This window comes from Rhodococcus sp. IEGM 1372 (genome assembly GCF_030056835.1).
Lineage (GTDB): Bacteria > Actinomycetota > Actinomycetes > Mycobacteriales > Mycobacteriaceae > Rhodococcoides.
This window is the reverse complement of record NZ_JASHKS010000009.1, coordinates 1-23,703: the sequence shown is the minus strand read 5'-3', so window position 1 is coordinate 23,703 and position 23,703 is coordinate 1. Positions and strand designations below refer to the sequence as shown.

Below are 23,703 nucleotides of genomic sequence, written 5' to 3'. Positions count from 1 at the left end.
CGCTGCAGGGGTCGGCCCGTCGACGCAGGTGCGACCCGACTCGTATCCCTGGCGCGTGCTGTCGGTCACCGGACTCGGGATGAGCATCACGTTCGTATCGGTGTCGATGCTCCCCGTCGCTTTACCGGATATGAGCGCGGGACTCGGAGCCTCTGCAGCGCAAACCGATTGGTTCATGCTCGCCTACCTGCTCACCACGGCAGTGTTCATTCTGGTGCTCGGTAAACTCGCCGATCTCGTAGGCCGACGCCCGGTCTACCTCGCCGGCTTGGCCTGTCTGACCGTCAGCGCCGCGGTCATCGCGCTGGCGAGTGACCCGGATGTCGTGATCGGGCTGCGGGTGGTGCAGGGTATCGGCGCTGCGGCGGTGATCACCAACACCACTGCGCTTCTCGTCGACGCGTTCGAGCCGCACAAGCTCGCGATCGGCATCGGCTGGAACATCACGATCATGTCGCTCGCCGTCTCCATCGGCCCTCTGCTCGGCGGCGTGCTGACCGAGACCGTCGGGTGGCGTGGAGTATTCGGAATCGTCGTTCCGCTCGGTGTCGTCGGAACGGTGTGGGCCTGGCTCACCCTGCGCCGGACTCCGCGGCCGAAAGCCGGGGCACCCCTGGACTACGCTGGCGCAGTGGGATCGATGGTCATCCTCGGCGGCCTGGTCTACGGGGTGAATCGAGGGGGCAGTGACGGTTTCGGCGCGTGGCAGTCGGTGGTACCGCTCACGTGCGTCGTGGTTGCGGTGCCGCTGTTCTGGTGGTGGGAGAAGAGAGCCGCGGATCCGATCGTGGATCCGAAGCTGCTGATGGACAGGTTCCGGGGGAGTGCGTACACCGCATCGTTTCTGGTGACGATGGCGGAAGGCGCGGTGGCGGTGACCATGTCGCTGTACCTGCAGAGTGTCCGGGGCTCGAGTCCTATCGACGCCGGATTGCAGATCACCGCGCTTGCCGTCGGCACTACGGTGATGTCGCCGATCGCGGGCACACTGGCCACCCGGGTATCGACGCGGACGTTGACGACGGTGTCCACGCTCGGCACCGCAGCAGTGCTGTCACTGCTCGCCCTGCATATCGCGGGGCCGGCTCGGGGCGTTCCCATTGTCGTACTGCTGTTCGCCCTGGGTCTCAGTGGCGGCATCTTCAAGACGGCCAATGCCGCCGCGATCAATGTGGGAGTGACACCGAACCGTTCGGGAATGGCGAACGGTCTTCGGGTGTCCCTGGACAACACTGCGGTCACCCTCAGCACGGCGCTTGCCCTGGTGCTCGCTGTGTCTGTACTGCCGCCTGCGCTGCGCGAGTTAGTTTACTCCGGCGACAGCGCGATGTTGCCTGCGGGCGAATCGGATTCGTTGACAACGGGATTCGTGATCGCCGTGGCCGCGATGGCTGTCGCAGCGCTGCTGGCGAGCGTGGCGTCTGGACTACGCGGAATTCACCCGAAAGAACCCGCCGAGCTGTCTCGGCTGCACAGAAGTGATCTACCCACATCGAGAGCAAGGAGCACGGCATGACCAAATTTCATCTGGGGTGGTTCACCAACTTCTCCAACCCGCCGTGGAACACCACCTGGGCCGGCGACGAAGGCAAGACCTGGGCCAACGGCGAGCTGCACGTGGACTTCGCTCGGTCGCTCGAGCGCGCCTGCTTCGACTACATCATGCTCGAGGACTCCTCGATGGTCTCCGACGCCTTCGAGCAGACGTCGAGGGTGGACCTGAAGTACGGCCTGTATGCGCCGAAACACGATCCCGTGACGCTGGTTCCGATGCTGACGGCGTCGACGAAACACATCGGCATCATCGCGACGTGTTCGACGTCCTTCTACCCGCCGTGGCTGCTTGCGCGCCGGTTCTCCACCCTCGATCACCTCAGCGGCGGGCGCGTCGGTTGGAATGTCGTGACGTCCAGCGAGGACCGCGCCGCGCAGAACTACGGCATGGACAAGCTGGCCGAGCACGACCAACGGTACGAACGCGCCGACGAGTTCGTCGATCTCGTCAAGCAGCTGTGGGCTTCGTGGGAGGAGGACGCGATGGTCCTCGATCGGGACACCGGCACGTACGTCGATCACACGAAGGTCCACGTCACGAACTTTCGCGGCAAGTACCACGCATCTCGCGGACCGCTGAATCTGCCGCGGTCACCGCAGGGCGAGCCGGTCATCTGTCAGGCCGGCGGCTCGCCGCGGGGTCGCGAATTCGCCGCCCGCAACGCGGAAACCATCCTCAGCGCAGCCAAGGACCCGGTCGCGATGAAGGCATTTCGCGACGACATCAGGATGCGGATGGAAAAGGCCGGGCGTGATCCCGACAGCTGCAAGATCATGTTCATCACGCAGCCGGTGCTGGCCGACACCGAATCCGATGCCCGCGCCAAGGTGGAGCGGATGTCCGCCGATGTCGATTCACGCATCGAGTCGGCGCTCGGCCACATCTCGGCGCTGACCGAGATCGACCTGTCGACGTACGAGCTGGACGAGGAGTTCCCCGAGCTCTCCACCAACGGACACCGGACGACGCTCGGTGACTTCCTGTCTTACGGAAACACGCCCCGGACAGCGGCATTGGGTTGGACCATGAAGAACGTGCACTACGTCGGCACCCCTGACTCCGTTGCCGAGCAGATGGGCGAGACGATGGACTTCGTCGGGGGTGACGGATTCCTGATCACCGGCAACATAGGTCGACGCTACGTCGGCGAGATCACCGAAGGCCTCGTCCCTGCGCTGCAGCGACGTGGACTCGTACGCACCGAATACGAGCACGACATGTTTCGTGAGAATCTCATGTCCTTCTGATGCGGTTGCTGCGCAGAGATTCGGTGGTGCCGGGTCCGGTGTATGCGTTGGCGTTCGTCAACGTGTGCATCGGTCTCGGCTACGGCGTTGTGGCTCCGGTCATTCCGGTCTTCGCCAGAGATTTCGGGGTGTCCGATCTGGCGGCGTCCTCGGTGGTGAGCATCTACGCCTTCACCCGAGTGTTGGCGTCGTTCTCCGCATCTCGTCTGCTGATGCGATTCGACGAACGCACGATCCTCACCGCGGGACTGCTGCTTGCGGCCACCTCGTCGCTGGCGGCAGCATTCGCTCCGACGTTTCTCTCACTGTTGTTGCTCCGGGCCGTCGGCGGCGTTGGAACTGCGATGTTCACCGTGGCCGGGCAGCAGTTGCTCTTCCGCTACAGCACCCCGGAAACCGGCGGCAGAACGGCGTCCGTCTTCCAGTCCGGCTTCCTCATCGGCGGGGTACTGGGCCCGGTGATCGGCGGTGCGGTCGCTCTGGTCTCGCTTCGGGCTCCGTTCCTCACACACGCACTGACGCTGATCGTCGGGGTCGCCGTCGTATGGTTCGCGTTCCGATCGAGTGACAGGAAGGACGCCGCGAACGGTGTCGTGCACGATACGACGACCCGACCGGAACCGATGACCCTGCGAAGTGCTCTCGGCCACCGCGGATTCCGGGCGTCGATCGCGTCGAACTTCGCCAACGGTTGGGTCGGCAACGGGGTGCGGTTCACTCTCATCCCTCTGTTCGTCGCGACGGTGATCGGTGGCAGCCCCTTCGTCTCGGGTCTGGTTCTCGTCGTCGGAGCCGTGGTGCAGATCGTTGTCGTCAAACCTGCAGGCAGACTCGTCGACAGCTGGGGTCGACGGCCCATGCTGGCCTTCGGGTCCGGTCTGATTCTGCTCGGGCTCGTCGTTCTCGCCCTTGTTCCCACACTTCCGATCCTGGTGCTGACGATGGTGTTGTGGGGAGTGGGCGGCACGTGCGCCATGGTGGCGAGCGCTGCGACCGTCGGTGACGTGCTGGCGGGGCGAGGCGGCAGTCCCATTGCGGTGTACCAAGTCACGTTCGATGTCGGCACCATGCTCGGCCCGCTCGTCGCCGGCGCTGTCGTCGCTCAGGCGTCCTACTCACTCGCCTTCACCGCGTGTATCCCCGTCGCGGCGTTGGCTGTCCTACTGGCACTTCGACCCTGGCGGACCGTCGCTGTGTCGACCCCCGAATCGAAGGTGGTCGTCACCGAGGAATCCGCCGTCCCTGCCCCGACCGTTCACGACCACCACTTTGGAAAAGAGGATCGATGTCACAACCGTTCACTCTCGGTTGGTTCACCAACTACCTCGTCCCCGACTGGACCGGCCCCTTTGCCGGAACCGGTGGAACAGACTGGGCCGACGGCACTTTCGCTGTCGACGTCGTGCGCGCGCTCGAGCGAGCGGGAATCGACTTCGTGATGCTGGAGGATTCGACCGCGCTGACCGATATCTACGGCGGCACGTTCGAGTCCGAACTCAAGTGGACACCGCGAGCGCCGAAGCACGACCCGATGGCGCTGGCCTCCCGACTGGCGTACGAGACCGACAGGATCGGCATCGTCGTCACCGCGTCCACGAGTTTCTACCCACCGTTCCTGCTCACCCGGTTGCTGTCGACGCTCGACCATCTCAGTCGTGGCCGGATGGGGTGGAACATCGTCACCTCGACCGGGGACCGAGCGGCACAGAATTTCGGCAAGGACACGCTGCCGACCCACGATGCCCGGTACGAGATCGCCGAGGAATTCGTCGACGTCGCGAACCAACTGTGGGCATCCTGGGACGCCGATGCCGCATCGCCGATCGCTCCCGGTCTCGAGTCCTACGTGGACCACACCAAGGTGCGGACCATCGATCATGTCGGCGAGCACTTCTCGGTCCGTGGGCCGCTCAACACCCTGCCGAGCCCGCAGGGCAAGCCGGTGCTGTGCCAGGCCGGAGCGTCGAAGTCCGGGATCGATCTCGCCGCGCGAGTAGCCGACCTCGTGGTCGCTGCGCCGAAGGGGCGAGACGCGATGCGCGAGTACCGGAACACGGTGCGGGCCCGTGCCGCAGAATTCGGCCGCAACCCCGATGACATCAAGGTTCTCTACATGGTGACGCCGATTCTGGGGGAGACCGAGGACGACGCGAAGCGCAAGGCGGAGCGCTTTTACGAACCAACCGATGCGGCCATCGCACGCCGATTGATCATGCTGTCCGGCGACATCGACTTCTCCGTGCTCGACGTGGACAAGCCGATTCCGGACGATCTGAAGACCGAGGGGAGCACCAGCATTCTGGACAACCTGCGGACATGGGCGAACGGCAGATCGATTCGCGAAACCGTGGCCACCGAACGGACGGAATCCTTGCGACTGGTCGGCACGCCGGCCAGTGTGGCGGACGAAATGGAAAGCGTCATCGACGAGGTCGGCGGAGACGGCTTCCTGTTTTACGGGGGTGGCGGCGGAGTGCTCAATCGTCGGTACGTCGACGATGTGTGCGACGGGCTGATGCCCGAACTCGCACGACGCGGCGTCGCAGGCACCGGATACCGCGGCAGCAATCTCCGTGAGCACCTGGCAGGTGCCCGATGAGTACACCGCGCATGCATCTGGGCTGGTTCACCAGCTTTCGTCCGCCGGTGTGGAGCTCGCACTGGACCGGATCCGATTCCGACTCCTGGGCCGACGGGCGCTTTCACGTCGAGATGGCCCAGGCGCTCGAGCGTGCAGGGTTCGACTATCTGATGCTCGAGGACTCGTCGATGGTGTCCGACATCTACGGCGGCACCACGGAGTTCGACCTGGCGAAGGCGCAGTATGCGCCGAAGCACGACCCGGTTGCGCTGGTGCCGATGTTGGCCGCGGCAACGTCGAGACTCGGGATCGTGACCACGATGTCCACCAGCTTCTACCCGCCGTACCTGCTGGCACGGGTGGTATCGACCCTCGATCACATGTCCCATGGACGGGTCGGCTGGAACGTGGTGACGTCGAGTGAGGACCGTGCCGCGCAGAACTTCGGCATGGACGCACTGCCGCCGCACGACGAACGGTACGAGCGTGCAGAGGAGTTCGTCGAGGCGGTCGATGCGCTCTGGAAGGCGTGGGAACCGGACGCGCTGGTGATGGATAAGGCGTCGAACACCTACGTCGATCACACCAAGGTGCACGACGCGAATTACGTCGGCAAGTTCCACCGCACCCGCGGCCCGCTCAACACGCTGCCGATGCCGCAGGGCAGGCCGGTGATCTGCCAGGCCGGTGGATCGCCGCGCGGACGCGCATTCGCCGCGCGCAATGCGGACACGATCATCTGCCAGGCCCAGGGCATCGGAGCGATGAAGGCCTATCGCGAGGACGTTCGGGCTATGGCCTCGGACGCGGGTCGCGATCCGGATTCGATCAAGATTCTCTACATCGTGTCCCCGGTGCTCGGTGAGACCGACAGCGAAGCCCGCGAACTCGATGCACGGTCCCGCGAGGCCACCGATGGACGCGTGCACGCTGCGTTGGCGCATATTTCCGCAGTGACGGGTAACGACCTGTCGACGATGGACATCGATGCTCCGCCGCCGGAGCTGACGACCAACGGGCACCGCACGACACTCGCGGACTTTCTCGCGGGTTCGGGGAGCAGCAAGCTCAACGAGGACGGAACTCCGAAGACGTTGCGCCAGTTGGCTGCCACCTGGTCCATCACCTCGGTGCCGCTGGTGGGTACTCCCGATACCGTGGCAGAGCAGATGGAGGAGGTCATCGATGCGGTCGGTGGTGATGGCTTCCTCATGACCGGTCGACTCGGACGTCGGTACTACACCGAGGTGACCGACGGTCTGGTGCCCGCACTGCGTCGTCGCGGATTGGTACGAGACACGTACGCGCACAAACAGTTACGCGACAATCTGCTGGACTTCTGATTGATCGACACCAGGGGGTCGGTATGCACACGACCCCCTGGTGTCAGTTCAGGGTGGTGCTGCCGGCGGTGACGGTGGATCCGATGATGGCGACTCGGTCGGCTCGGAAATGAGTGAAACTGAGCTCTGCCGGACGGCCGTCGGTGTCGCGAGTGATCAACTCGCGCAGTAGGACCGGCGCACCCACCGCCATTTCCAGTAGCTCGGCCGGCCGTTCCTGGCACGAGATTGCCTCGACCACGGAGCTGCTCCCGCCGAACGTGGTGTCGAAGATTCTCTGGTGAGCAACGGCCATCGGTGGAAATTCCGAATGGTTGCTCTCGATCCGCACCTTGAAGTCCTCGATGTCGAAATCTGTGATGCAGTAGCCCACCCGCAGGTACAGCGGCTTTCCGCCCATTCGGCCTATCTGCTCGAGCAGGATCACGGTGTCCACCTCGGTACCAATGAACTCTTGGATCACCGCAGGTGCAGTGATGCGCCGACATTCCAGGGTCTCCACCGTCAGGCGTCCCTCGTCCGGCGCACCTGCCCAGGCTCGCGGACCGATTTCGCCTTCTCGCACGGCCACGATGTCGTGGGCGATCGACGTCCCTGCTCGACGCGCGCGCAGTACGACGCCATCGTCTGCCAGCATTTGAAGTGCCTTGCGCACAGCGTTTCTCGTCGCTCCCAACGTCTCGATGAGATGCTGCTCGGAGAGAACTTCGTCGTGTGGCATCGTGCCGCGGCGGATTCCCGAGCGGATCAGTTCGTACACACGACGGGGCGAGGTCACGGACTTCTCGCCGCGGTTCGATTGCGCGCGAATGTATCTGGTGCGTTGCTCATCGGCTTGTCTGCGCAGATGGGCGGCAACGGAGCCGGAGTGGTCGTCGAAGAAGGGGCGAGTCATCGGTCATCGCCTTTCGGGGATGCGCATGGGAGATCCGAGGTGGCCGCGACGTCGAGATCACCGGTGGTGACTACGAGCATATCGGACATCGGCGGTGAACTTGTTGTTCGCGCTACGGCCTTAAGGGAGAAATTTACGAACAAATAGCTGCTCAGGGGCGTATTGCCGCGGCGCATGTATTGCGTAATGCGCTGTTTACCGCCGACGCGGCTCAGGGAAACACCGTGCCGCGACGATGGGCACCGTACTTAATCGACGGCGTATCGGCAGGAGCTCCCTATGACGACAACCGCAGAGCGAGAATCGCTTTCGCTTACCAGTCGCAATCATGACACCGATGACTACTCGCCGGTAACCGACCGGCCGGTTCTCGGTGTCGAGGATCTCACTGTGACGTACGGAACCGGTGACTCCGCGGTGGTCGCAGTGAGGGGAGCATCGTTCGAGATTGCACCCGGCGAGCGAGTTGCTCTGGTGGGTGAATCGGGTTCGGGCAAGTCGACCTTGGCCATGACGATCGCGGGATTGCTCGACGTGTCGGCGGGCGCAACAGTCGAATCGACGCGTCTCGAATTCGAGGGCACGCCGGCCCGGCCGGAGACCGGTCGCAGCGTGCCGCGGCGAACCGACGGAATTGCGATGGTGTTTCAGGATGCCATGACGGCACTCGATCCGGTGTGGACCATCGGGGGCCAGTTCAAGCACGTGCTCGCGGGAGCGGGAATCACGGGCAGGCGTGAGCGTGCAGACACAACCGCGCACTGGCTGAACAAGGTCGGGCTCTCCGACACGAAGCGGGTGATGCGTAGTCGGCCCTACGAGTTGTCCGGCGGAATGCGTCAACGCGTGATGACGGCTTTGGCGTTGTGCGGGTCTCCGCGACTGCTCATCGCCGACGAGCCGACCAGCGCGCTCGACGCCTCGCTCGCCCGCGGAACCATGGAGTTGCTACAGCAACTGACCCAGGAACAGGGGACTGCGCTGCTCATCGTCAGTCACGACATCAAGCTGTGCCTCGAATTCTCCGACACGATGCTGGTGATGTACCGCGGCGAGTTGGTGGAGCAGAAGGCGTCCGCGGAGATCGTCGCGACCGCGACGCATCCCTACACCAAGGGGCTGCTGGGTTGCGTGCCCACACTCGCGAACCGCTCGGCGACGAGACTTCCCGTGCTTCGGGACTTTATGCCTGCTTAAACGGGTCGCGGTCGGCTATCTGCTCAGTACGAAGCAGTGGATCACACGGCTTCGTACACGGCGCGGACGTACTGCTCCGCCCGGTCCGAGCCGATGATTCCGGGACCCATTCGATTCATCACGTACGAGATGGTCAGTTTCGATTCCGGGTGCAGAACGGTGAGCGATCCGCCCCAGCCGCCCCAGAAGCAGACCTTGCCCTCGGGGATGTAGGGCATCGATTCATGTTGGGGCAGAGCAAACCCGAGGCCGAAGCGCAACGGAATGCCCAGGGCAAGATCGACTCCGTTCGATTGCTCCTCGAAGATCGTGTCGATCGTGTCTGGGCCCAGCAGTCGTATGCCGTCCACAGTTCCACCTCGGGAGATGACCGACAGGATTCTCGCGACCGATCGTGCGTTGCCATGCCCGTTCAGCGCGCCCATGTCCGCAGCGCGCCACGCCGGGGTATTCGCGGACGAGGCCTGCACCAACGGTCCGAGAAACGTCCTGCGACGGACCATCGTCGGATCGGGCACAGCGTCAGCGGTCGGCGGGGGTGGCGGAACCACATCGGCGATCCGACCCCAGTCGGCCTCGGCGGCACCGATCTGAAAGTCGGCTCCGAGAGGACCGGCGATCTCGTCGGCCACGAACTGCCGCAACGACTTTCCGGTGACACGGCGGACAACTTCTCCGATCAGGTGGCCCTGGCTGGCTGCGTGATAGCCCGACGTCGTGCGCGAATCCCACCACGGAGCCTGCGCAGCCAGACGCGAAGTAGAGAGTTCCCAGTCGTAGAGTTCCTCTTCGCTGAACGGCCTGTCCCATCCCGAGACGCCGGACGTGTGCGACAACAGATGCCGGACCAGGACGTTCTCCTTGCCTGCCGCCGCGAACTCGGGCCAGTACGTCGCGACCGGCGCATCGGGATCGAGCACGCCGCGGTCGATCAGCATCAACGCCGCCAGGCACGTCACCATCTTCGTCGTCGACCACACGTTGGTGATCGTGTCCGACTCCCAGGGCAAGGTGCGTTCGGTGTCTCGATAGCCGCCCCAGAGATCGACGGCGGTGTGGCCGTCGATGTCGACGACAATGGATGCGCCGAGCTCGGCTCCACTGTCCAGGTTGGCCGCCAATTTCTCGCGCACGCCCGAGAAGCTTGGGTCGCAGTGACCGTCAATTGCCATGTGACGCACCCAGAACGCGGTGAACGGCCAATTCGACGTAGTTGTCGGCGACGTCGTCGATGCTCAGTTCGCCGCCGTCGTGGAACCAGTTGCTGATGCCGTTGAGCATGTCGGTCAGAGCGAACGACGCCAATCGCGCATCCGGGACGGTGAATTCACCACTGCGCATTCCGGCGGTGATGACATCGCGGACGCGTCGTTGATACTGGCGGCGGTAGTCCTCGATGACAGTGCGATGTTCGGGGGTGAGTGAGGCGAGCTCGTGCAGCCCGACGATGTACTCCACCCGTCGCCGGTTCAGATGTACCAGGTGCGCCCGCACCAGAGACGACATGCGCTCGGTGGGAGTTCCGGCCGCGTCGAGCAGTGGCAGGTTCTCCTCGGCCGGTTCCTGCGTCACCGTCAGGCAGATCGCGAAGAGGATGTCTTCCTTGGACGGGAAGTGGTGGTAGAGGCTGGCACCCTTGATGCCGACGGCGTCGGCGATATCGCGCATCCCCACGTTCGAGTAGCCCTCACGCGCAAAGATGTTCGCGGCGTTGGCGACAATGTCGTCTCGCCGTTGGCGGGTGCGTTGCTGTCGGGGGAGAGCGGTGACCTCGGCGGGCTGCGTCATACGGTCTCCTCCACCGCCGCCAACAGCCGCAGTTCTCGCTTGAGGATCTTGCCCTGCGGGTCGACGGGCAGCTCGGCCACGATGTGCACCGATTTCGGAGCCTTGTACGACGCCAACTCGGTGCGGCAGTACTCGATGATCGCAGCCGGGTCGGCCGTCACCCCGTCGCGGGCGATGATGAAGGCGGTCACGGCCTCGGACCAGTACGGGTCGGGTACTCCGACGACGGCGGCACGCAGCACATCCGGATGCGTGTGGATGGTGCGTTCCACTTCCTGTGACGACACGTTCATCCCTCCGGACTTGATCATGTCCTTCATCCGATCGTAGAAGAACAGGTTGCCGTCGGCGTCGATGCGCACCATGTCGCCGGTGTGTACCCATCCGTCCCGGAACACCTCGGCGGTGCGCTCGGAATCCTTGAAGTAACCGAGCATCACCGACGGAGTGCGACAGAGCAATTCACCGATCTCGCTCTTGTTGCCCGCGGGGTCGACCACCTTGATCTCGAGGTGGGTGACGGGCTTGCCGATCCACGACGCGTCGCCGTCGGGAATGTCCTCGAGGCTGGAGAACCAGCCGACCGAGCCGAGCTGCGAGAGTTCGGACTGCCCCCAGTAGGTGCCCCAGATGGCCTCCGGTGCCGCGGCGGCCCAGGCGCTGATCGTGTGCGGTGACACCTGGCCACCGTAGGTGAGGCAGCGTCTGACCTGGCTCACGGACTCGGGGCCGAACTGCTCATCACGGGCCAGCGCCAGATAGAACGTCGGCGTCTGCGCGATGACGGAGATCTTCTCGGCGGCGATGATGCGGAGCGATTGAGCCGGGTCGACCGTCGCGGGCAGTACGAGGGTGGCCCCCATCAGCGTCAGGGTTGTCATCGAACCGAGCCCGGCGATGGTGTGGAAGGGCATGACGAACAGCCAGGTGTCCTCCGGTCCGGTGCGCAGGCCCCAGCTCCACGCGGGCGCGGTGGAGATGAGGAAGTTGCGGTGCGGAATCATCACGCCCTTCGGAGCCGCTTCGGTTCCCGAGGTGTAGATGACCATCGCGACGTCGTTCTCGCCCATCTCGACGTCCGGCTCGGTGGACGGGGTGTTCGCCGTCAGTGCGGCGTATTCGGGGCCGAACGTCACCAGGGTGGTGGTGTCCGGCTTCACCGAGTTGACGATCTCGGCGTAGGCCGGATCGGCCACCACCACAGTCGGTTCCGCGTGTTCGAGTTGGTGCTTCACCTCGGCGGCGCGATACATCACGTTGATGCCGGTGAAGGCTGCGCCCGCTTTGAGGGTTCCGTAGTACGCCACCACCACATCGACGCTGTTACGAGCCATCGATGCGACGCGGTCACCCGCGGTCACCCCGAGATCGACCAGCAGGTTGGCGAACTGGTTTGCCCGAGAATCGAGTTCGCCGTACGTGGTGACCTCGCGGGTGCCGTCCGCCGCGTAGCTGATGAACGCAACCTTGTTCGGCTGAGTCCGCGCATGGCGACGCAGCTGATCGCCGATGGTGGCGCGGCCGATGGGGGAGCGGTGGTGGATGGCGGTACCGGGCACGGCGGACTCCTCGAGGTGCGAGCTGTTAAAGGGCAGGGGAGAGAGCAGCGGAGTCGAACATCGGCTGCGAGAACGTCTCTGCCGCAACGATCTGCTCCACCGGATCACGAGTGAGCCTGCGGGGGAACGACTTCTCCGGATAGCCGACGGCGATGTGCGCGGCGGTGATGTAGTCGTCGGGGATGCTGAGCAGCTCGCGAATGGCGGGTTCCTCGTGGCACAGCAACGTCGTCACCGCGGTCGCGACGCCCTGATCGCGCAGGCTCAGGCACAGGTTCTGAACCGTGGGGTAGATGGATGCGCCGCCGACGACGGAGAGTCGGCCGAGTTCGTGGTCGGTGGGGTGCAGTCCGTCCAGCGCGGCGCAGACCACCACGATGGCGGGCACCTCGTGGAGGTGGCGGGCAAAGTAGTCGGCGTCCTGCACGGTCTTGGGCAGTGCCCCGACAGCGACGGTTCCGCCGGTGATGCCGGCGAAGTAGGCGTCCCACATCGGCAGGTAGAGATCGGCGAGGGCCTGCTTGCGGGCGGCGTCGCGCACGACGATCCACCGTACGGGCTGACGGTTGCCGCCCTGCGGACCGAAGCGGGCGACGTCGAACGCGGCCTTGAACACCTCGTCGGGAACAGGGTCGCTGAGGTACCGCCTGCAGGTGCCGGTGGTGCGCATCGCCTCGGTGAGTTCCATGGGTGTGTCCCTTCGCCTGTCCGCTGTTAGGTAGTGCCCTGAAGCATTGTGTGGTGTAGGCCACATTGTCAAGGGTTGAAGCCCCGTGAATCTCGGGATCGCGAAACCCTTGCGTCATATTGCCTAACCATGGTTAGTTGAGCTGTCGGAGTCGGATGGAGCAGCTCGCAACAGGAGGTACCGGTGTCCACAGACGCAGTAACGGCAGCGGAAACCGTGGGTCGGATCGATCGAGATCGGCTCTCGCGCGCTCTCACCGCAGCCAACCTGCCCACGCTGGTCGCGGTGCTCTATCAGCTGACCGGAGATCCCACGTGGCTCGCCGATCCGTACCGCCCCACCCGTAGCCGGGGCATGGACAACAACGAAACCGGCGGATTCGACGACTCAGTGGCCGCCCGCATCCGCTCCGCAGCGCTCGACGCGATCTGCGCGTTCCACGAGGGCACGCCCATGGCGGTGCCGTCACCCGACCAGGAGCACCTCGTCGAGATGATCAGCGTGGCCGTCGGTGAGCAGGTTCCACCCGAGTTCGGCGTCATGGTTGCCGAGGACATGGGGTTCACCGCCGCGGACACTCCGGTGGCCGCACCGAACGATCTGTCGGTCATCGTGATCGGTGCCGGCGTCTCCGGAATGCTCGCCGCCATCAAGCTGCACGAGGCGGGTATCAGTCACGTTGTGCTCGAGAAGAACTCGGACGTGGGCGGAGGCTGGTTCGAGAACACCTACCCCGGTGCGGGCGTCGACACCCCGAGCCATCTCTACTCGTACTCCTTCGCGCCACGGGCCTGGAGCACGCACTTCGGCAAGCGCGACGAGGTGTGGCAGTACCTCAGCGATGTCGCGTCCGAACACGATCTGCGGCAACGCATTCGCTTCGACACCGAGGTGGCGACGGCCGAGTACGACGCGCAGCGACAGGGCTGGACCGTCACGACGGTCGACGGCGAGACGCTGACCGCCGATGTGGTGATCACCGCGACCGGTCAGCTCAACCGGCCGAAGGTGCCCCACATTCCCGGGCTCGAATCGTTCGACGGCCCGATCTTCCACACGGCGAACTGGCCGGCCGATCTGGATCTGACCGGCAAGCGCGTCGCCATCGTCGGAACCGGGGCCAGTGCCATGCAGGTGCTGCCGGCCATCGCGTCGACGGTGGGGCATGCGACGGTCTTTCAGCGTTCGCCGCAATGGGTGTCGTCGAGCGACGTGTACTTCACCGAGATGGGCGACGACGCCAACTACCTGATGGATGTCGTTCCGCTGTATCGGCTCTGGTACCGGACCAGGCTCGCCTGGAACTTCAACGATCGTGTGCACAGCTCGCTGCAGGTCGATCCCGAATGGGAGCATCCGCAGCGCTCGATCAATCCGATGAACGACGCGCATCGACGCGTGTTCACCCGCTACATCGAAGCCGAGCTTGACGGTCGCCCCGACCTCATCGAGAAGTCGCTTCCCGATTACCCGCCCTTCGGCAAGCGGATGCTTCTCGACAACGGCTGGTACGCAGCGCTCAAGCGCGACAATGTCACCCTCATCGCCGACGCCGTCTCCTCGATCACCGCCAACTCGGTTGTGGCACGGGATGGTTCGGAGACCGAGGTCGATGTCGTGATTCTCGCGACGGGTTTCGAGACCCACAAGCTGCTGACGCCGATCGACGTGCGCGGACGATCGGGTGAGTCGATCCGCGATATCTGGGGCCCGGAAGATGCGCACGCGTATCTCGGCATCACCGTCCCGGATTTCCCGAACTTCTTCATCACCTGCGGGCCCGGAACAGTATTGGGCCATGGCGGCAGTTACATCACCATCGCCGAATGTCAGGTGCGCTACATCGTCGATGTGTTGATCGACATGGTGGACAAGCGAATCGGAGCCATCGAGTGCAAGGCCGATGTGGAAGCCGAGTACGTCCGCAAGCACGACGAGGCGCACGCGAAGATGATCTGGTCGCACGGCGGCATGGATAACTGGTACCGCAACGAAGCCGGACGCGTGGTCTCGACACTGCCATGGCGCATCGTCGACTACTGGGAGATGACGCGGCGGGCCGATCTGAACGACTTCGTCATGGAGCCTCGACGGGTTGAGGCTCGCTGATCGGTTGGATGTCGCCTGGACGCCACAGGCATCCAAGACCGCATGGACCTATACCGCCGACGATGTCCGAATTCCATGCAAGGCTCGACGGTGCACACTCACACGAACGATCGAATGGAGCGCGCGGCGATGGAACGAACGGCAGTCAACCCGGTGCGATGGTCGGTGGACATGGGATTCAACCAGGGGGAGATCGTCTCGGGGCAGGCCCGGACGCTCTATCTCTCCGGCCAAACGGCGACGGGCGATGACGGCTCACCTCAGCATGCCGACGACATGGGCGCGCAGTTGTCCCTGTGCCTCGACAACATGGAAGCCGTTCTTGCCGAAGCAAATATGTCTTTGGCGAATCTCGTCCGGCTCAATGTCTACACCACCGATGTCGACGCGTTATTGCCGCACTACGGCGACTTGGCAGCGAGGCTCGGCGCGGCGGGCGTGAAGCCGACCAGCACCCTGCTCGGGGTCACCCGGCTCGCGTATCCCAGTTTGCTGGTCGAGCTCGAGGGCACCGCGGTCGGGTAGATCAACCGCTGGGACGAGGCGGGCCGATCCGAAGGACTTGATCATGGAGGCCCGTCTGGATCGGTTGGGCATGGTCAGTTGGATGTCGCCTGCTGCATCGACAACACGAATCCGTGTCCACCTCCCGCGTCGCAGATCATCGCTTCGACGCGGGAGAAGCATGTGAACCCGCTGAAGGTGATGGATGTGTTGTACTGCAACACTTTCTGACCCTCGGCCCCGAACACCCCCTGGTTGAAACACGTGGGTGTGACGTGACCCGGGTCGAGATAGAAGCCCTTCGACAGCATGTCGATGGTGAATGTGGTGTTCGGTGCGCAATCGGCTTCGGCACCCGCAGGCACCGGAGCATCGGAGGCCTGACAGCCGGAGGAGGATGGGCCCGACCCGATCTTGCAATACACGTTGCCGGACGGGGACTTCCACGCAACCTGATTGTCGGGCACCGAGTAGGTGGCCGGGTCTACCGGCGTGATGGGTGCGGTGTTGTTCGCGGGATCGGCAGCCGTCGGCTTCACGCTGGTGGCAGCGGGTGCCTCGGCTGATTCGCCGGAACCTTCACCGCTGGTGCTCGACGGCGCCGCGACGGTCACCTGTGGTGGTGCGGGTATCTCCGCGGCGGCGCTGGTGGATGGGGCCGACCCAGCGGCGGGGGCATCCTGATTGCCGCATGCAGTCAGCGCAACTGTGGTGACCACTACGGCGAGCGTGAGTTTCCGGATCTCTTTCATCAGAACGCGATGTTGACGTCGCGGGAGATCATGAAGCCTCTGTCGCCGTCGTAGCAGGTGATGCCGGCTTCGGTGGAGCGGCAGAAGTTGCCGGTAACCCCAATCGTTTGCCTGTACTCGAGAACCGGGACGTCCCTGGTCAAGTTCGAGGGGAGAAAGATTCCCTGATTGGTACAGATCTGCTCGACGATGCTGTCTTGGGTGATCTTCACCCCGTAGGTGTGATTGGCAACGTTGCCGCAGACTCGGCCGGTATTGCCTGGAACCGAATAGCGCACCTGGCAACCTACTTTTGTACCCGGTGCATTGACGGAATTGAAGCCGCAGAAGATGTTGCCGCTGGGGGATTGGAAAAGTACTCGCCCTCGGCAAACTCGAAATCGCGTGCATCGACGTTGACATCGTCGCGATTGGGTGCAGGTTGTACGGCGGCGGGTCCCGCATCGGCAGGCTGCTCCGGTGCCGGAGTCACGACCTTCGGAGCCTCGACGGCCGATCCGTCCGTCCCGGTGCCGCCGCCGGGGGAGCCGCCGGCCGACGGAGCGGGAGTCGCGCTGGTGACCGGGGCTGTATCGGTGGTGGTCGGCTCCTCGGACCCGCAGGCGGTGGCTGCAAGGGCGGTAGCGGCGACCAGGGCACACGTGGCCACGATGTTGCGGACTTGCCTCATTCGTCGTCCTCACCGGTGGCTGCGGAGTGCATCACCTCTACTCTTTGAATCGAACGGGCCAAGTGGTCTGTTAACGTCATTCGTGTCACGACCCCGTCACGAATCGGTATACGAGTGGTCCTTGTGTCGTATTTGCTGCGAGGGTGGGTCGACGAAAGAGTCAAGAACCACTTGATGTTTCAGCTTCAACCCAAGTGATGTGGCTCTGGTTCCGGTTCGAGGTGGAATCGCGTTGTGTGACATCGACGAAAGGGATGCAGTATGCGAAAGCCATTGCGGCGAGCTGTAGTAGCGACAACCCTCACCGTCCCGTTGGTGTTCGGCATCGGCGTGGGTACGGCGGCGGCTGCCCCGCAGGTGGCGAACCTGCAAGTGCCGATAGTGACCGGTTTCCAGATCGCTCCTGGAGCCGTTCCCGGTGGCTTCTTCCAGACCATTCCGATGAAAGCCACGGTGGGTGACGAGCCGGGTGTTGCTACCTTCTCGGCCGCGAATATTGCCCCGTTCGCCGATCAGTATCCCTACCGGTATCTGAACCTGACCTGGCGAAACCTTGCGACGGGTGCAACGGGGACCGCCGATCTGCGGCATTGGCAGGACGATCCGACGCCGTCGCCGAGTGGACCCTACGGGCGGGAAGATTTACCCCTCGAGGTGGTCGCGAATACCGGACCGGGTCCCGTCGTGGTGATGGTGACGCACACCAAGGACTACTCGAACGGCGGCCAATGGGGCTCTCCGTACCTCGACACTCTTCTCCCCGGTGCTGGGCTCGTGCTCGTTCCCTGATCCGACAACACGAAAGGCATGCAATGCAGCTATCGATACGAAAAGCCGCAGTAGCTCTGGCGCTCTCGGTACCACTGGTCCTGGGGGTGGGCGTCGGTACGGCCACGGCAGCGCCCACAACGTCCGAGCTTCTGGTGCCAGTCGTCACCGGTCCCGAATTCGGCCCGGTGAGCGTTCCTGGCGGACTTATCCAAACGATCCCGATCAAGGCGACGGTCGGCGAGAAGCCGGGTGAGGTGCGCTTCGCTGCTGCCGACTTACGTCCGTACTACTACCAGTTCGCTTACCGGCACCTGACGGTCAACTGGCGCAATCTGTCTACCGGTAAAGTGGGCTCCGCAGGCTTGCGGCACTGGAACGACGAAGTCGATCGCACTCAGCCCGCCAATCAGGGTGGCTCGCAGGCATATCGCTTGCCCGTCGAGGTGACGGCTCAGACAGGCGCGGGGCCAGTGGTCGTGACGGTCACCCACGACCGCGAGAATCCCGATGCGTCAAATGCTCTGATCCCCGGCTTGGGTGTGCTGTTCGTTCCGTGACGTGTGTCGACGGTCAGCGTGCCACGGAAAGTTGCATGCTCGGATCCGCTTGAGCTGCAGGCTGATTCAGAACAACGTGGGCGCGGTGTATCGACCGTGTCGTGCTTCGTTCAGTCGGGCGCTCCAGCGCTGCACGAGCCACATTTCGACGAGTTCGGGGCTGGTGCCGATGTCGGTGGCCCATGCGGTGATGAGTTCGACGTAGCGGTCGTAGCGGCGACGGGTGAATCCAGTGACCGACGGGTCTTCGAGCCATCCTTCGTGGATGAGGGTCGAGACTCCGTATTGGTCGATCAGCTGTGCTGGGCCGCCGTAGACCGACGCCTTCACCGCCCACAGGAACGTCGCCATCAGGGACATTCCGACGCCGGGTGCATCGGGCCAGCCGGACCAGGTCGAGTTCGGATGGTCTGGCACGACGCGATTGCGTACGCAGCTGTCGAGCACGGCGAGGGTCTTGGCGACGGGGTTCTCGTCGGGACGGCTGAGGTGCGGGTTCATGACATCCGGGAATCGCCGCATCGCTCGGCGGTGCCGGTGGCTGCCCTGCCAGGCTGCGCAGAGAAACAGCAGGCCGAGCGAATCGTGTTCACCTACAGCCAGATCGGTGCCGATTCGGAGATCGTTGCGCTGCACGGTGGCACCGCCGTATTCGACGATTTCGCCGTCGAGGTTGCGGCCGCGTAGCCGGAGATCATGACCGGCTCGGTCGAGATGGCCGTTCCACCAATCCAGGTCCAGCTCCACCCCGTCGTCGAGGACATGCAGGTCGTAGCTGCGGTGCTGACACCACTGCACACAGGCCGTGGGCGGCGGGAACCCCTCGTCGAGTCGTGACATACCGCCATCGAAGCATCGGGCACCGACACACTCCGTTGCGTTTGCGATGTCCCTGCGAACTGTCGGTCCCATATGGAACTGTGGGGTCTGGTTAGCCATCAGAACGAGCAGGGGAGTGCCGGTGACCGTAGCCGACAATGCTGTCGACAGGCCACTCGTCGACGTGGTGATCGACGCCATCGATGCGGATGCCGAGCTGTCCGAAGAGGTCAAGTACTTCGTTCTCGCAGCCCTGGAAGGGCCGACATCACTGCAGGAGCTTCTCGACGGCATCTCGACCCCGCACGTTCCGGAGCCGTCGGGGAGTCAGCTCCTCGAAGAGCCGGTCGGTGCGTTTCTGACCTCGATCACTGTCGCGGGATTCCGGGGCATCGGGCCCAAAGCAGCGCTGGAGCTACACCCCGCGCCGGGCATCACGATCGTCAGTGGGCGCAACGGATCGGGAAAGTCGAGCTTTGCCGAGGCCCTCGAATTCGCGATCACCGGTTCGAGTTATCGCTGGGAGAACAAGGCCAAGCTGTGGGCCGATACCTGGCGCAATCTGCATCAGGGAGATCCGTGTGAGGTGCGGGTGGGGCTCACGATCGAAGGGTCCGGACCGACGGTAGTCGGTGTCGACTGGACCTCCGATGCCGCGCTGAAGGGATGCTCCACCTGGACTCAGGTGGGGAAGCAGAAGCGCAGCACCGGTACCGATGCACTGGGGTGGAAGTCTGCGGTCGAACTACATCGCCCGATCCTGTCCTACGACGAAATCGGCGGACTGTTCGACGCGACGCCGTCCACCCTGCACGACGCCCTGGCCAAACTCCTTGGACTCGACGAGATCACCGATGCCGAGAAGCGACTGGCAGCGGTACTCAAGGAGGTCAAGGGGCCCCGTCAACGAGCAGCGGAGAGCCTGCGCCAGCTCAAGAACTCGTTGTCGGATGCGTCGGACGATCGTGCCAAAACCGCTACAGCCCTGGTCAAGAAGCGGGTTGCGGATCTCGACGCGGTGCTGGCGCTCGCCACGGGAGCCGACGCATCGGCATCGCCCGCGCTCATCGGTTTGAAGCGGCTCGCAGCGTTGAGCGCCCCGACGCAGCAGCGTGTCGACGAGGTCGTGGCGGAGCTCCGGGCAGCTGCGGCCGAGATTGCGGATTCCGCTGATGAGGCACTGTCGATTGTGGAGCAGCGCAACGATCTGCTCGATGCGGCCCTGCGACTGCACAGTGAGACGGGCACTATCGAGTGCCCGGTCTGCGCGACGGGGACGCTCGACGATGCGTGGGCCGAGCACTCGCGGGCGCAGCTTGCCGAGCAGAGCCAGAAACTGGCCGCCTACAAGCACAGCCGCCGCCGACTCGACCAAGCGCAACGCGCCGCAGTCGAACTGGGGAACGAAATCGCCGACGCCACCGCAGTGGAGGGCGTCGACCTGCCTTCCTTGTCGAAGTACCGAAAGTCCGTCGCCCTGGCGCGCGAGCAACAGTCGAGTTCTTCCGGTGTGGCGGATCACTTGGCTGCGACGATCCCCGCGGTTATCGAGTCTGCGGAGGCGTTGCGCACCGAGGCCAAGGAAGCGGCGGCTCAGCGTGAGGACACGTGGGCACCTATTGCTGGACGTCTGGCCGCGTGGGCCACTCTCGAATCCGCGGCGCGAGAGGCGGATGAAGCCGTCAAGAACGTCGACGCGGCCAAGAAGTGGATTGCCTCGCACGCCAAGCAATTGAGGGATCAGCGGCTTGCTCCGATTGCCGAGCAGGCGCGCGACATTTGGGCGGAGTTGCGGCAGGAAAGCAATGTCGACATCGGTGCTATCAACTTGGTGGGCCACAACACCAGCAGGCGAGTGGTTATGACCGGCTCGGTCGACGGCGTGGAGTCCGAGGCGCTGTCGGTGATGAGTCAGGGCGAGCTGCATGCGTTGGCATTGGCACTGTTCATACCGAGAGCGACTACGCCGAACAGTCCGTTCCGATTCATCGTGCTGGACGATCCGATCCAGGCGATGGATCCAGCGAAGATCGACGGCTTCATCAAGGTCCTGTCGACGCTCGCGAAGACCAGGCAGGTCATCGTTTTCTCGCACGACGACCGATTGGCAACTGCGATCAGGCAACTCGCAGTCGATGCTCGGCTGTTGGAGGTGATGCGCGAACCAGGTTCCAACATCAGTGTTTCCGAGACTCAGAATCAAGCGACCCGGTATTTCAACGATGTTCGGGCATTGGTGTTGGACGAGAATGTGCCCGAGGACGTCAAGCGTCGAGTTGCACCGGGCTTGTTCCGGTTGGCGCTGGAATCGGCCGCGCAGCAGGTGTTCTACGCAAAGCAACACAGGGCGGGGGAGTCTCGACTGGCGACCGAAGAGCGATGGTCGGCAGTGCACAAGACTCGTAACAAGATTGCGCTGGCCGTGCATGAGGATGCCGACAAGGACCTGTCGCAGTGGCTGGGCTTCCGAACCGAACGATTCCCGACGCTCCACATCGCGAACGCCGGCACTCACAAAGGTGCAGATCGACCCATCACCTGGGAAGTGGTGAACGATCTCAAGAAGATGGTCGACGGGATTCTCGCCGAATGACTACGACCACGTCACCGGCAGTGGCGCTCCGCAACGCGGAATTGCTGCTCGACGGAAGTCATGGCGCTGCAGGCGGTTCCGCGCGTTTCGCCGCATTCCTCGCTCGCCAGGCGTTGGAGGAACTGGTGGTCGCGCGATGTGTGGCGCTGGGCGTGGATATCGATAGGCCGAGCATGCGATCGCGTTTGGTGATCTTGCGGTCGTTGGATACCACGGAACGTGCGGACGCCGCGTCGGTCGCGTGGAACAGGCTGAGCAACGCCTGCCACCACCATGCGTATGAGTTGGCACCCACGGTGGCGGAAGTGCGGCACCTGTGCGGAGTGGTTGCTGTGCTCTTGAACGGTGAATGAATGCGACCAAAGGAGATGGTATGGAAATGAACAAGAGCTTCTTCGTACTGTGGAACGGAAGTGACGAAGGCCTCGATCCTTCTGTTCGCGAGGAGATGATCGAAGAAACCGCTGCGGGTCTCACTTATCCGGATTTCTGGAGCTTCGGCCAAGGCTATGGTGATCCCTTAGTAGGGGATCGTGTTTTCATGCTGCGCACAGGCACAAATCGTGGCGTTGTAGCGGCCGGTGAGCTCATCTCGGACGGCATTTTCCCTGGCGAGCACTGGGGCGACAGCGGCCGCGAAGCAAAGTACGTCGACGTCAGCTGGGACGTGATGCTTGCCGACGAAGACCGCCTACCAGTCGAAGAAGTGCAATCTGCTCTGACCAACTTCAAGTTCCCAGTATTGAACTCAGGTCGGCTGATCAAAGAGCCGTCGGCGTCCGTACTGGCCGAGCTGTGGGCGAGGCACATCGAAGACTTGGGCCGCGCCACCGACAACCCTTGGCTCGGCGGACGCAGAAGTGCTCCCGGCCAGCCCTCATCAAGACGTATTCCGTTGGAGGAAAACCGGATCAAGGAGTATTACGTCGAGAGCTTCTCTTCTTACCGTGCGCGGCGTGCCGAGAGCGAAATGATGCATAGATTCGCGGCCACGCTGGTCAAGCGGAACTCGGACGTGAGTAGCTATCAGATGAAGGTCGATGATGGCGCGCGCTCGCTTCTTGCAGACATTTTTGACCACACGGACAATGTTCTATACGAGGCCAAGGCATCTAGCTCACGAGAGGCTGTCCGAATGGCGTTGGGGCAGCTACTCGACTATCGAAGGCACATCGATTCGAAACCGGCGGTCTCAATGTTGCTTCCTGACAAGCCGGTCGATGATTTGCTCGCTTTGCTCTCGGAGCATGGGGTCGGGTGCGTGTACGAAGACTCAGGTCGATTCGTTCAGGAGTTGGCACCGGTGCATCAGCAATGATTCTCGAAGCCAACGGTCTTCGACGCCTTGTCGACGCGCATGTTGCCTATGACGCGGCGGCGTCCGAAGCCTACGACGAGGTCCTGTTCGACGTGGTGGCCCGAGTTGAGGACGCAAAGAGCCTGGGCAAAGTCGACATCGGAGCTTTGCTGTTCTGGAAGCGTTTGCGTGCAGATACGCCGTGGGTCATGGCATTGAACAGAACGCCGGACACCGTGGTCCGACAAGCAACTGGGGCAATGTATGTCGCAGCGAACAACGAGGTGACCGATACTGTATCGGCAGCCGGCGAGGCACGGAGTGCTCTGAGCGTCTTGCCGGGATTCTCCTCTGGCGACGCGTTGGCGTCGGCTCTGATCCTTGCTGCGGCACCGGAGCGCATGGCTGTTTTCGACAGGCGGGCCGTCGCGGCGCTGAAGGGTCTTGGCGTGAAAACTACAACGAGTCGCGGACAGTATCGACGCTACATGCAGATCGTGGAAGACATCAGAATGCAACTTGCAGCGCAGGACATTACGTGGCTCGCACGTGATATCGACAAAGCCTTGTTCATGCTGGGGGGTTGATTCTGTTGTTCGTCAGCTGACGGGTGCGAACTGGTGGTTCTCGTTGACTGCGAGATGACAAGCGCGCGAAGTCTGTGGTTCAGGACTCAGTCGAATCATCATTGGGCAGCAGTTCGTCGGGGTGGCGGTAGTCGCATGTCCGTGGCCATGAAAAAGTACCCACTGGTGGCCAGGTCGAGGTCCCCACTGGT

General features: G+C 63.5%; 23 protein-coding genes. 14 read left to right on the top strand and 9 right to left on the bottom strand.

All coding sequences use genetic code 11. The annotated features are described in order from the left end of the window. Nucleotides 1-55: 55 nt before the first annotated feature. Genes QM590_RS10895 through QM590_RS10875 form a run of 5 tightly spaced genes read left to right on the top strand, consistent with a single transcriptional unit; the run spans nt 56 to nt 6,726 of the window. On the top strand, nt 56-1,516 hold the full coding sequence (locus QM590_RS10895) for an MFS transporter (RefSeq protein ID WP_269594954.1): 1,461 nt from the start codon (nt 56-58) through the stop codon (nt 1,514-1,516). Beyond that, nucleotides 1,513-2,802 carry an NtaA/DmoA family FMN-dependent monooxygenase gene (locus tag QM590_RS10890; protein WP_269594955.1) on the top strand — a complete coding sequence of 430 codons (1,290 nt, stop codon included), beginning with the start codon at nt 1,513-1,515 and terminating at the stop codon, nt 2,800-2,802. The genes QM590_RS10895 and QM590_RS10890 overlap by 4 nt, the downstream gene beginning before the upstream one ends. Next, entirely contained in the window at nt 2,802-4,241 is a 1,440-nt protein-coding gene (locus QM590_RS10885; protein ID WP_269594956.1) for an MFS transporter, read from the top strand. The genes QM590_RS10890 and QM590_RS10885 overlap by 1 nt, the downstream gene beginning before the upstream one ends. Then, nucleotides 4,205-5,401, top strand: a complete 1,197-nt coding sequence (locus QM590_RS10880; protein WP_283279063.1) for an NtaA/DmoA family FMN-dependent monooxygenase — start codon at nt 4,205-4,207, stop codon at nt 5,399-5,401. The genes QM590_RS10885 and QM590_RS10880 overlap by 37 nt, the downstream gene beginning before the upstream one ends. Beyond that, nucleotides 5,398-6,726 (top strand): NtaA/DmoA family FMN-dependent monooxygenase, encoded by a 1,329-nt coding sequence (locus tag QM590_RS10875; RefSeq protein ID WP_269594957.1) that lies wholly within the window; start codon nt 5,398-5,400, stop codon nt 6,724-6,726. Before QM590_RS10880 ends, QM590_RS10875 begins: the two co-directional genes overlap by 4 nt. Nucleotides 6,727-6,769: 43 nt before the next feature. Here the strand turns inward: QM590_RS10875 and QM590_RS10870 are convergent, their stop codons facing one another. Then, complete coding sequence (locus QM590_RS10870) at nt 6,770-7,621, bottom strand: GntR family transcriptional regulator (protein ID WP_269594958.1); 852 nt, start codon at nt 7,619-7,621, stop codon at nt 6,770-6,772. A gap of 279 nt (nt 7,622-7,900) precedes the next feature. Here QM590_RS10870 and QM590_RS10865 point away from each other — a divergent pair, with 279 nt between their 5' ends. After that, a complete protein-coding gene (locus QM590_RS10865) occupies nt 7,901-8,818 on the top strand; it encodes an ABC transporter ATP-binding protein (RefSeq protein ID WP_269594959.1) in 918 nt (305 codons plus the stop codon). Between the two features lie 41 nt (nt 8,819-8,859). On the opposite strand, the gene QM590_RS10860 is transcribed toward QM590_RS10865, so the two are convergent. Genes QM590_RS10860 through QM590_RS10845 form a run of 4 tightly spaced genes read right to left on the bottom strand, consistent with a single transcriptional unit; the run spans nt 8,860 to nt 12,853 of the window. Further along, nucleotides 8,860-9,990, bottom strand: coding sequence for a serine hydrolase domain-containing protein (locus QM590_RS10860; protein ID WP_269594960.1), 1,131 nt, complete (start codon nt 9,988-9,990; stop codon nt 8,860-8,862). Continuing rightward, nucleotides 9,980-10,606 carry a TetR/AcrR family transcriptional regulator gene (locus QM590_RS10855; RefSeq protein WP_269594961.1) on the bottom strand — a complete coding sequence of 209 codons (627 nt, stop codon included), beginning with the start codon at nt 10,604-10,606 and terminating at the stop codon, nt 9,980-9,982. The genes QM590_RS10860 and QM590_RS10855 overlap by 11 nt, the downstream gene beginning before the upstream one ends. Beyond that, the gene (locus QM590_RS10850; RefSeq protein WP_269594962.1) at nt 10,603-12,165 is read right to left on the bottom strand and encodes a class I adenylate-forming enzyme family protein; all 1,563 of its coding nucleotides are present in this window, start codon (nt 12,163-12,165) and stop codon (nt 10,603-10,605) included. The genes QM590_RS10855 and QM590_RS10850 overlap by 4 nt, the downstream gene beginning before the upstream one ends. A 25-nt stretch (nt 12,166-12,190) precedes the next feature. Beyond that, the gene (locus QM590_RS10845; protein WP_269594963.1) at nt 12,191-12,853 is read right to left on the bottom strand and encodes a nitroreductase family protein; all 663 of its coding nucleotides are present in this window, start codon (nt 12,851-12,853) and stop codon (nt 12,191-12,193) included. A gap of 183 nt (nt 12,854-13,036) precedes the next feature. Here QM590_RS10845 and QM590_RS10840 point away from each other — a divergent pair, with 183 nt between their 5' ends. After that, entirely contained in the window at nt 13,037-14,962 is a 1,926-nt protein-coding gene (locus tag QM590_RS10840) for a flavin-containing monooxygenase (protein WP_269594964.1), read from the top strand. Between the two features lie 129 nt (nt 14,963-15,091). Then, complete coding sequence (locus QM590_RS10835) at nt 15,092-15,487, top strand: RidA family protein (protein ID WP_269594978.1); 396 nt, start codon at nt 15,092-15,094, stop codon at nt 15,485-15,487. 74 nt (nt 15,488-15,561) lie between these two features. On the opposite strand, the gene QM590_RS10830 is transcribed toward QM590_RS10835, so the two are convergent. The 3 genes from QM590_RS10830 to QM590_RS10820 form a co-directional block, all read right to left on the bottom strand. Next, entirely contained in the window at nt 15,562-16,218 is a 657-nt protein-coding gene (locus QM590_RS10830) for a hypothetical protein (protein ID WP_269594965.1), read from the bottom strand. Next, nucleotides 16,218-16,430 (bottom strand): hypothetical protein, encoded by a 213-nt coding sequence (locus QM590_RS10825; RefSeq protein WP_269594966.1) that lies wholly within the window; start codon nt 16,428-16,430, stop codon nt 16,218-16,220. Before QM590_RS10825 ends, QM590_RS10830 begins: the two co-directional genes overlap by 1 nt. Before the next feature lie 74 nt (nt 16,431-16,504). After that, on the bottom strand, nt 16,505-16,888 hold the full coding sequence (locus tag QM590_RS10820) for a hypothetical protein (RefSeq protein ID WP_269594967.1): 384 nt from the start codon (nt 16,886-16,888) through the stop codon (nt 16,505-16,507). 261 nt (nt 16,889-17,149) lie between these two features. Here QM590_RS10820 and QM590_RS10815 point away from each other — a divergent pair, with 261 nt between their 5' ends. Further along, on the top strand, nt 17,150-17,677 hold the full coding sequence (locus tag QM590_RS10815) for a hypothetical protein (protein WP_269594968.1): 528 nt from the start codon (nt 17,150-17,152) through the stop codon (nt 17,675-17,677). Nucleotides 17,678-17,700: 23 nt separating this feature from the next. Continuing rightward, complete coding sequence (locus tag QM590_RS10810; protein WP_269594969.1) at nt 17,701-18,216, top strand: hypothetical protein; 516 nt, start codon at nt 17,701-17,703, stop codon at nt 18,214-18,216. A 66-nt stretch (nt 18,217-18,282) separates the two neighbouring features. On the opposite strand, the gene QM590_RS10805 is transcribed toward QM590_RS10810, so the two are convergent. After that, nucleotides 18,283-19,056, bottom strand: a complete 774-nt coding sequence (locus QM590_RS10805) for an 8-oxoguanine DNA glycosylase OGG fold protein (protein WP_269594970.1) — start codon at nt 19,054-19,056, stop codon at nt 18,283-18,285. Between the two features lie 121 nt (nt 19,057-19,177). On the opposite strand from QM590_RS10805, the gene QM590_RS10800 reads away from it, so the two are divergent. Genes QM590_RS10800 through QM590_RS10785 form a run of 4 tightly spaced genes read left to right on the top strand, consistent with a single transcriptional unit; the run spans nt 19,178 to nt 23,512 of the window. Continuing rightward, on the top strand, nt 19,178-21,628 hold the full coding sequence (locus tag QM590_RS10800) for an AAA family ATPase (RefSeq protein WP_269594971.1): 2,451 nt from the start codon (nt 19,178-19,180) through the stop codon (nt 21,626-21,628). Beyond that, complete coding sequence (locus tag QM590_RS10795) at nt 21,625-21,981, top strand: hypothetical protein (protein WP_269594972.1); 357 nt, start codon at nt 21,625-21,627, stop codon at nt 21,979-21,981. The genes QM590_RS10800 and QM590_RS10795 overlap by 4 nt, the downstream gene beginning before the upstream one ends. Before the next feature lie 20 nt (nt 21,982-22,001). Then, nucleotides 22,002-22,946 (top strand): hypothetical protein, encoded by a 945-nt coding sequence (locus QM590_RS10790; protein ID WP_269594973.1) that lies wholly within the window; start codon nt 22,002-22,004, stop codon nt 22,944-22,946. Continuing rightward, complete coding sequence (locus tag QM590_RS10785) at nt 22,943-23,512, top strand: hypothetical protein (protein ID WP_269594974.1); 570 nt, start codon at nt 22,943-22,945, stop codon at nt 23,510-23,512. The genes QM590_RS10790 and QM590_RS10785 overlap by 4 nt, the downstream gene beginning before the upstream one ends. Nucleotides 23,513-23,703 lie beyond the last annotated feature (191 nt).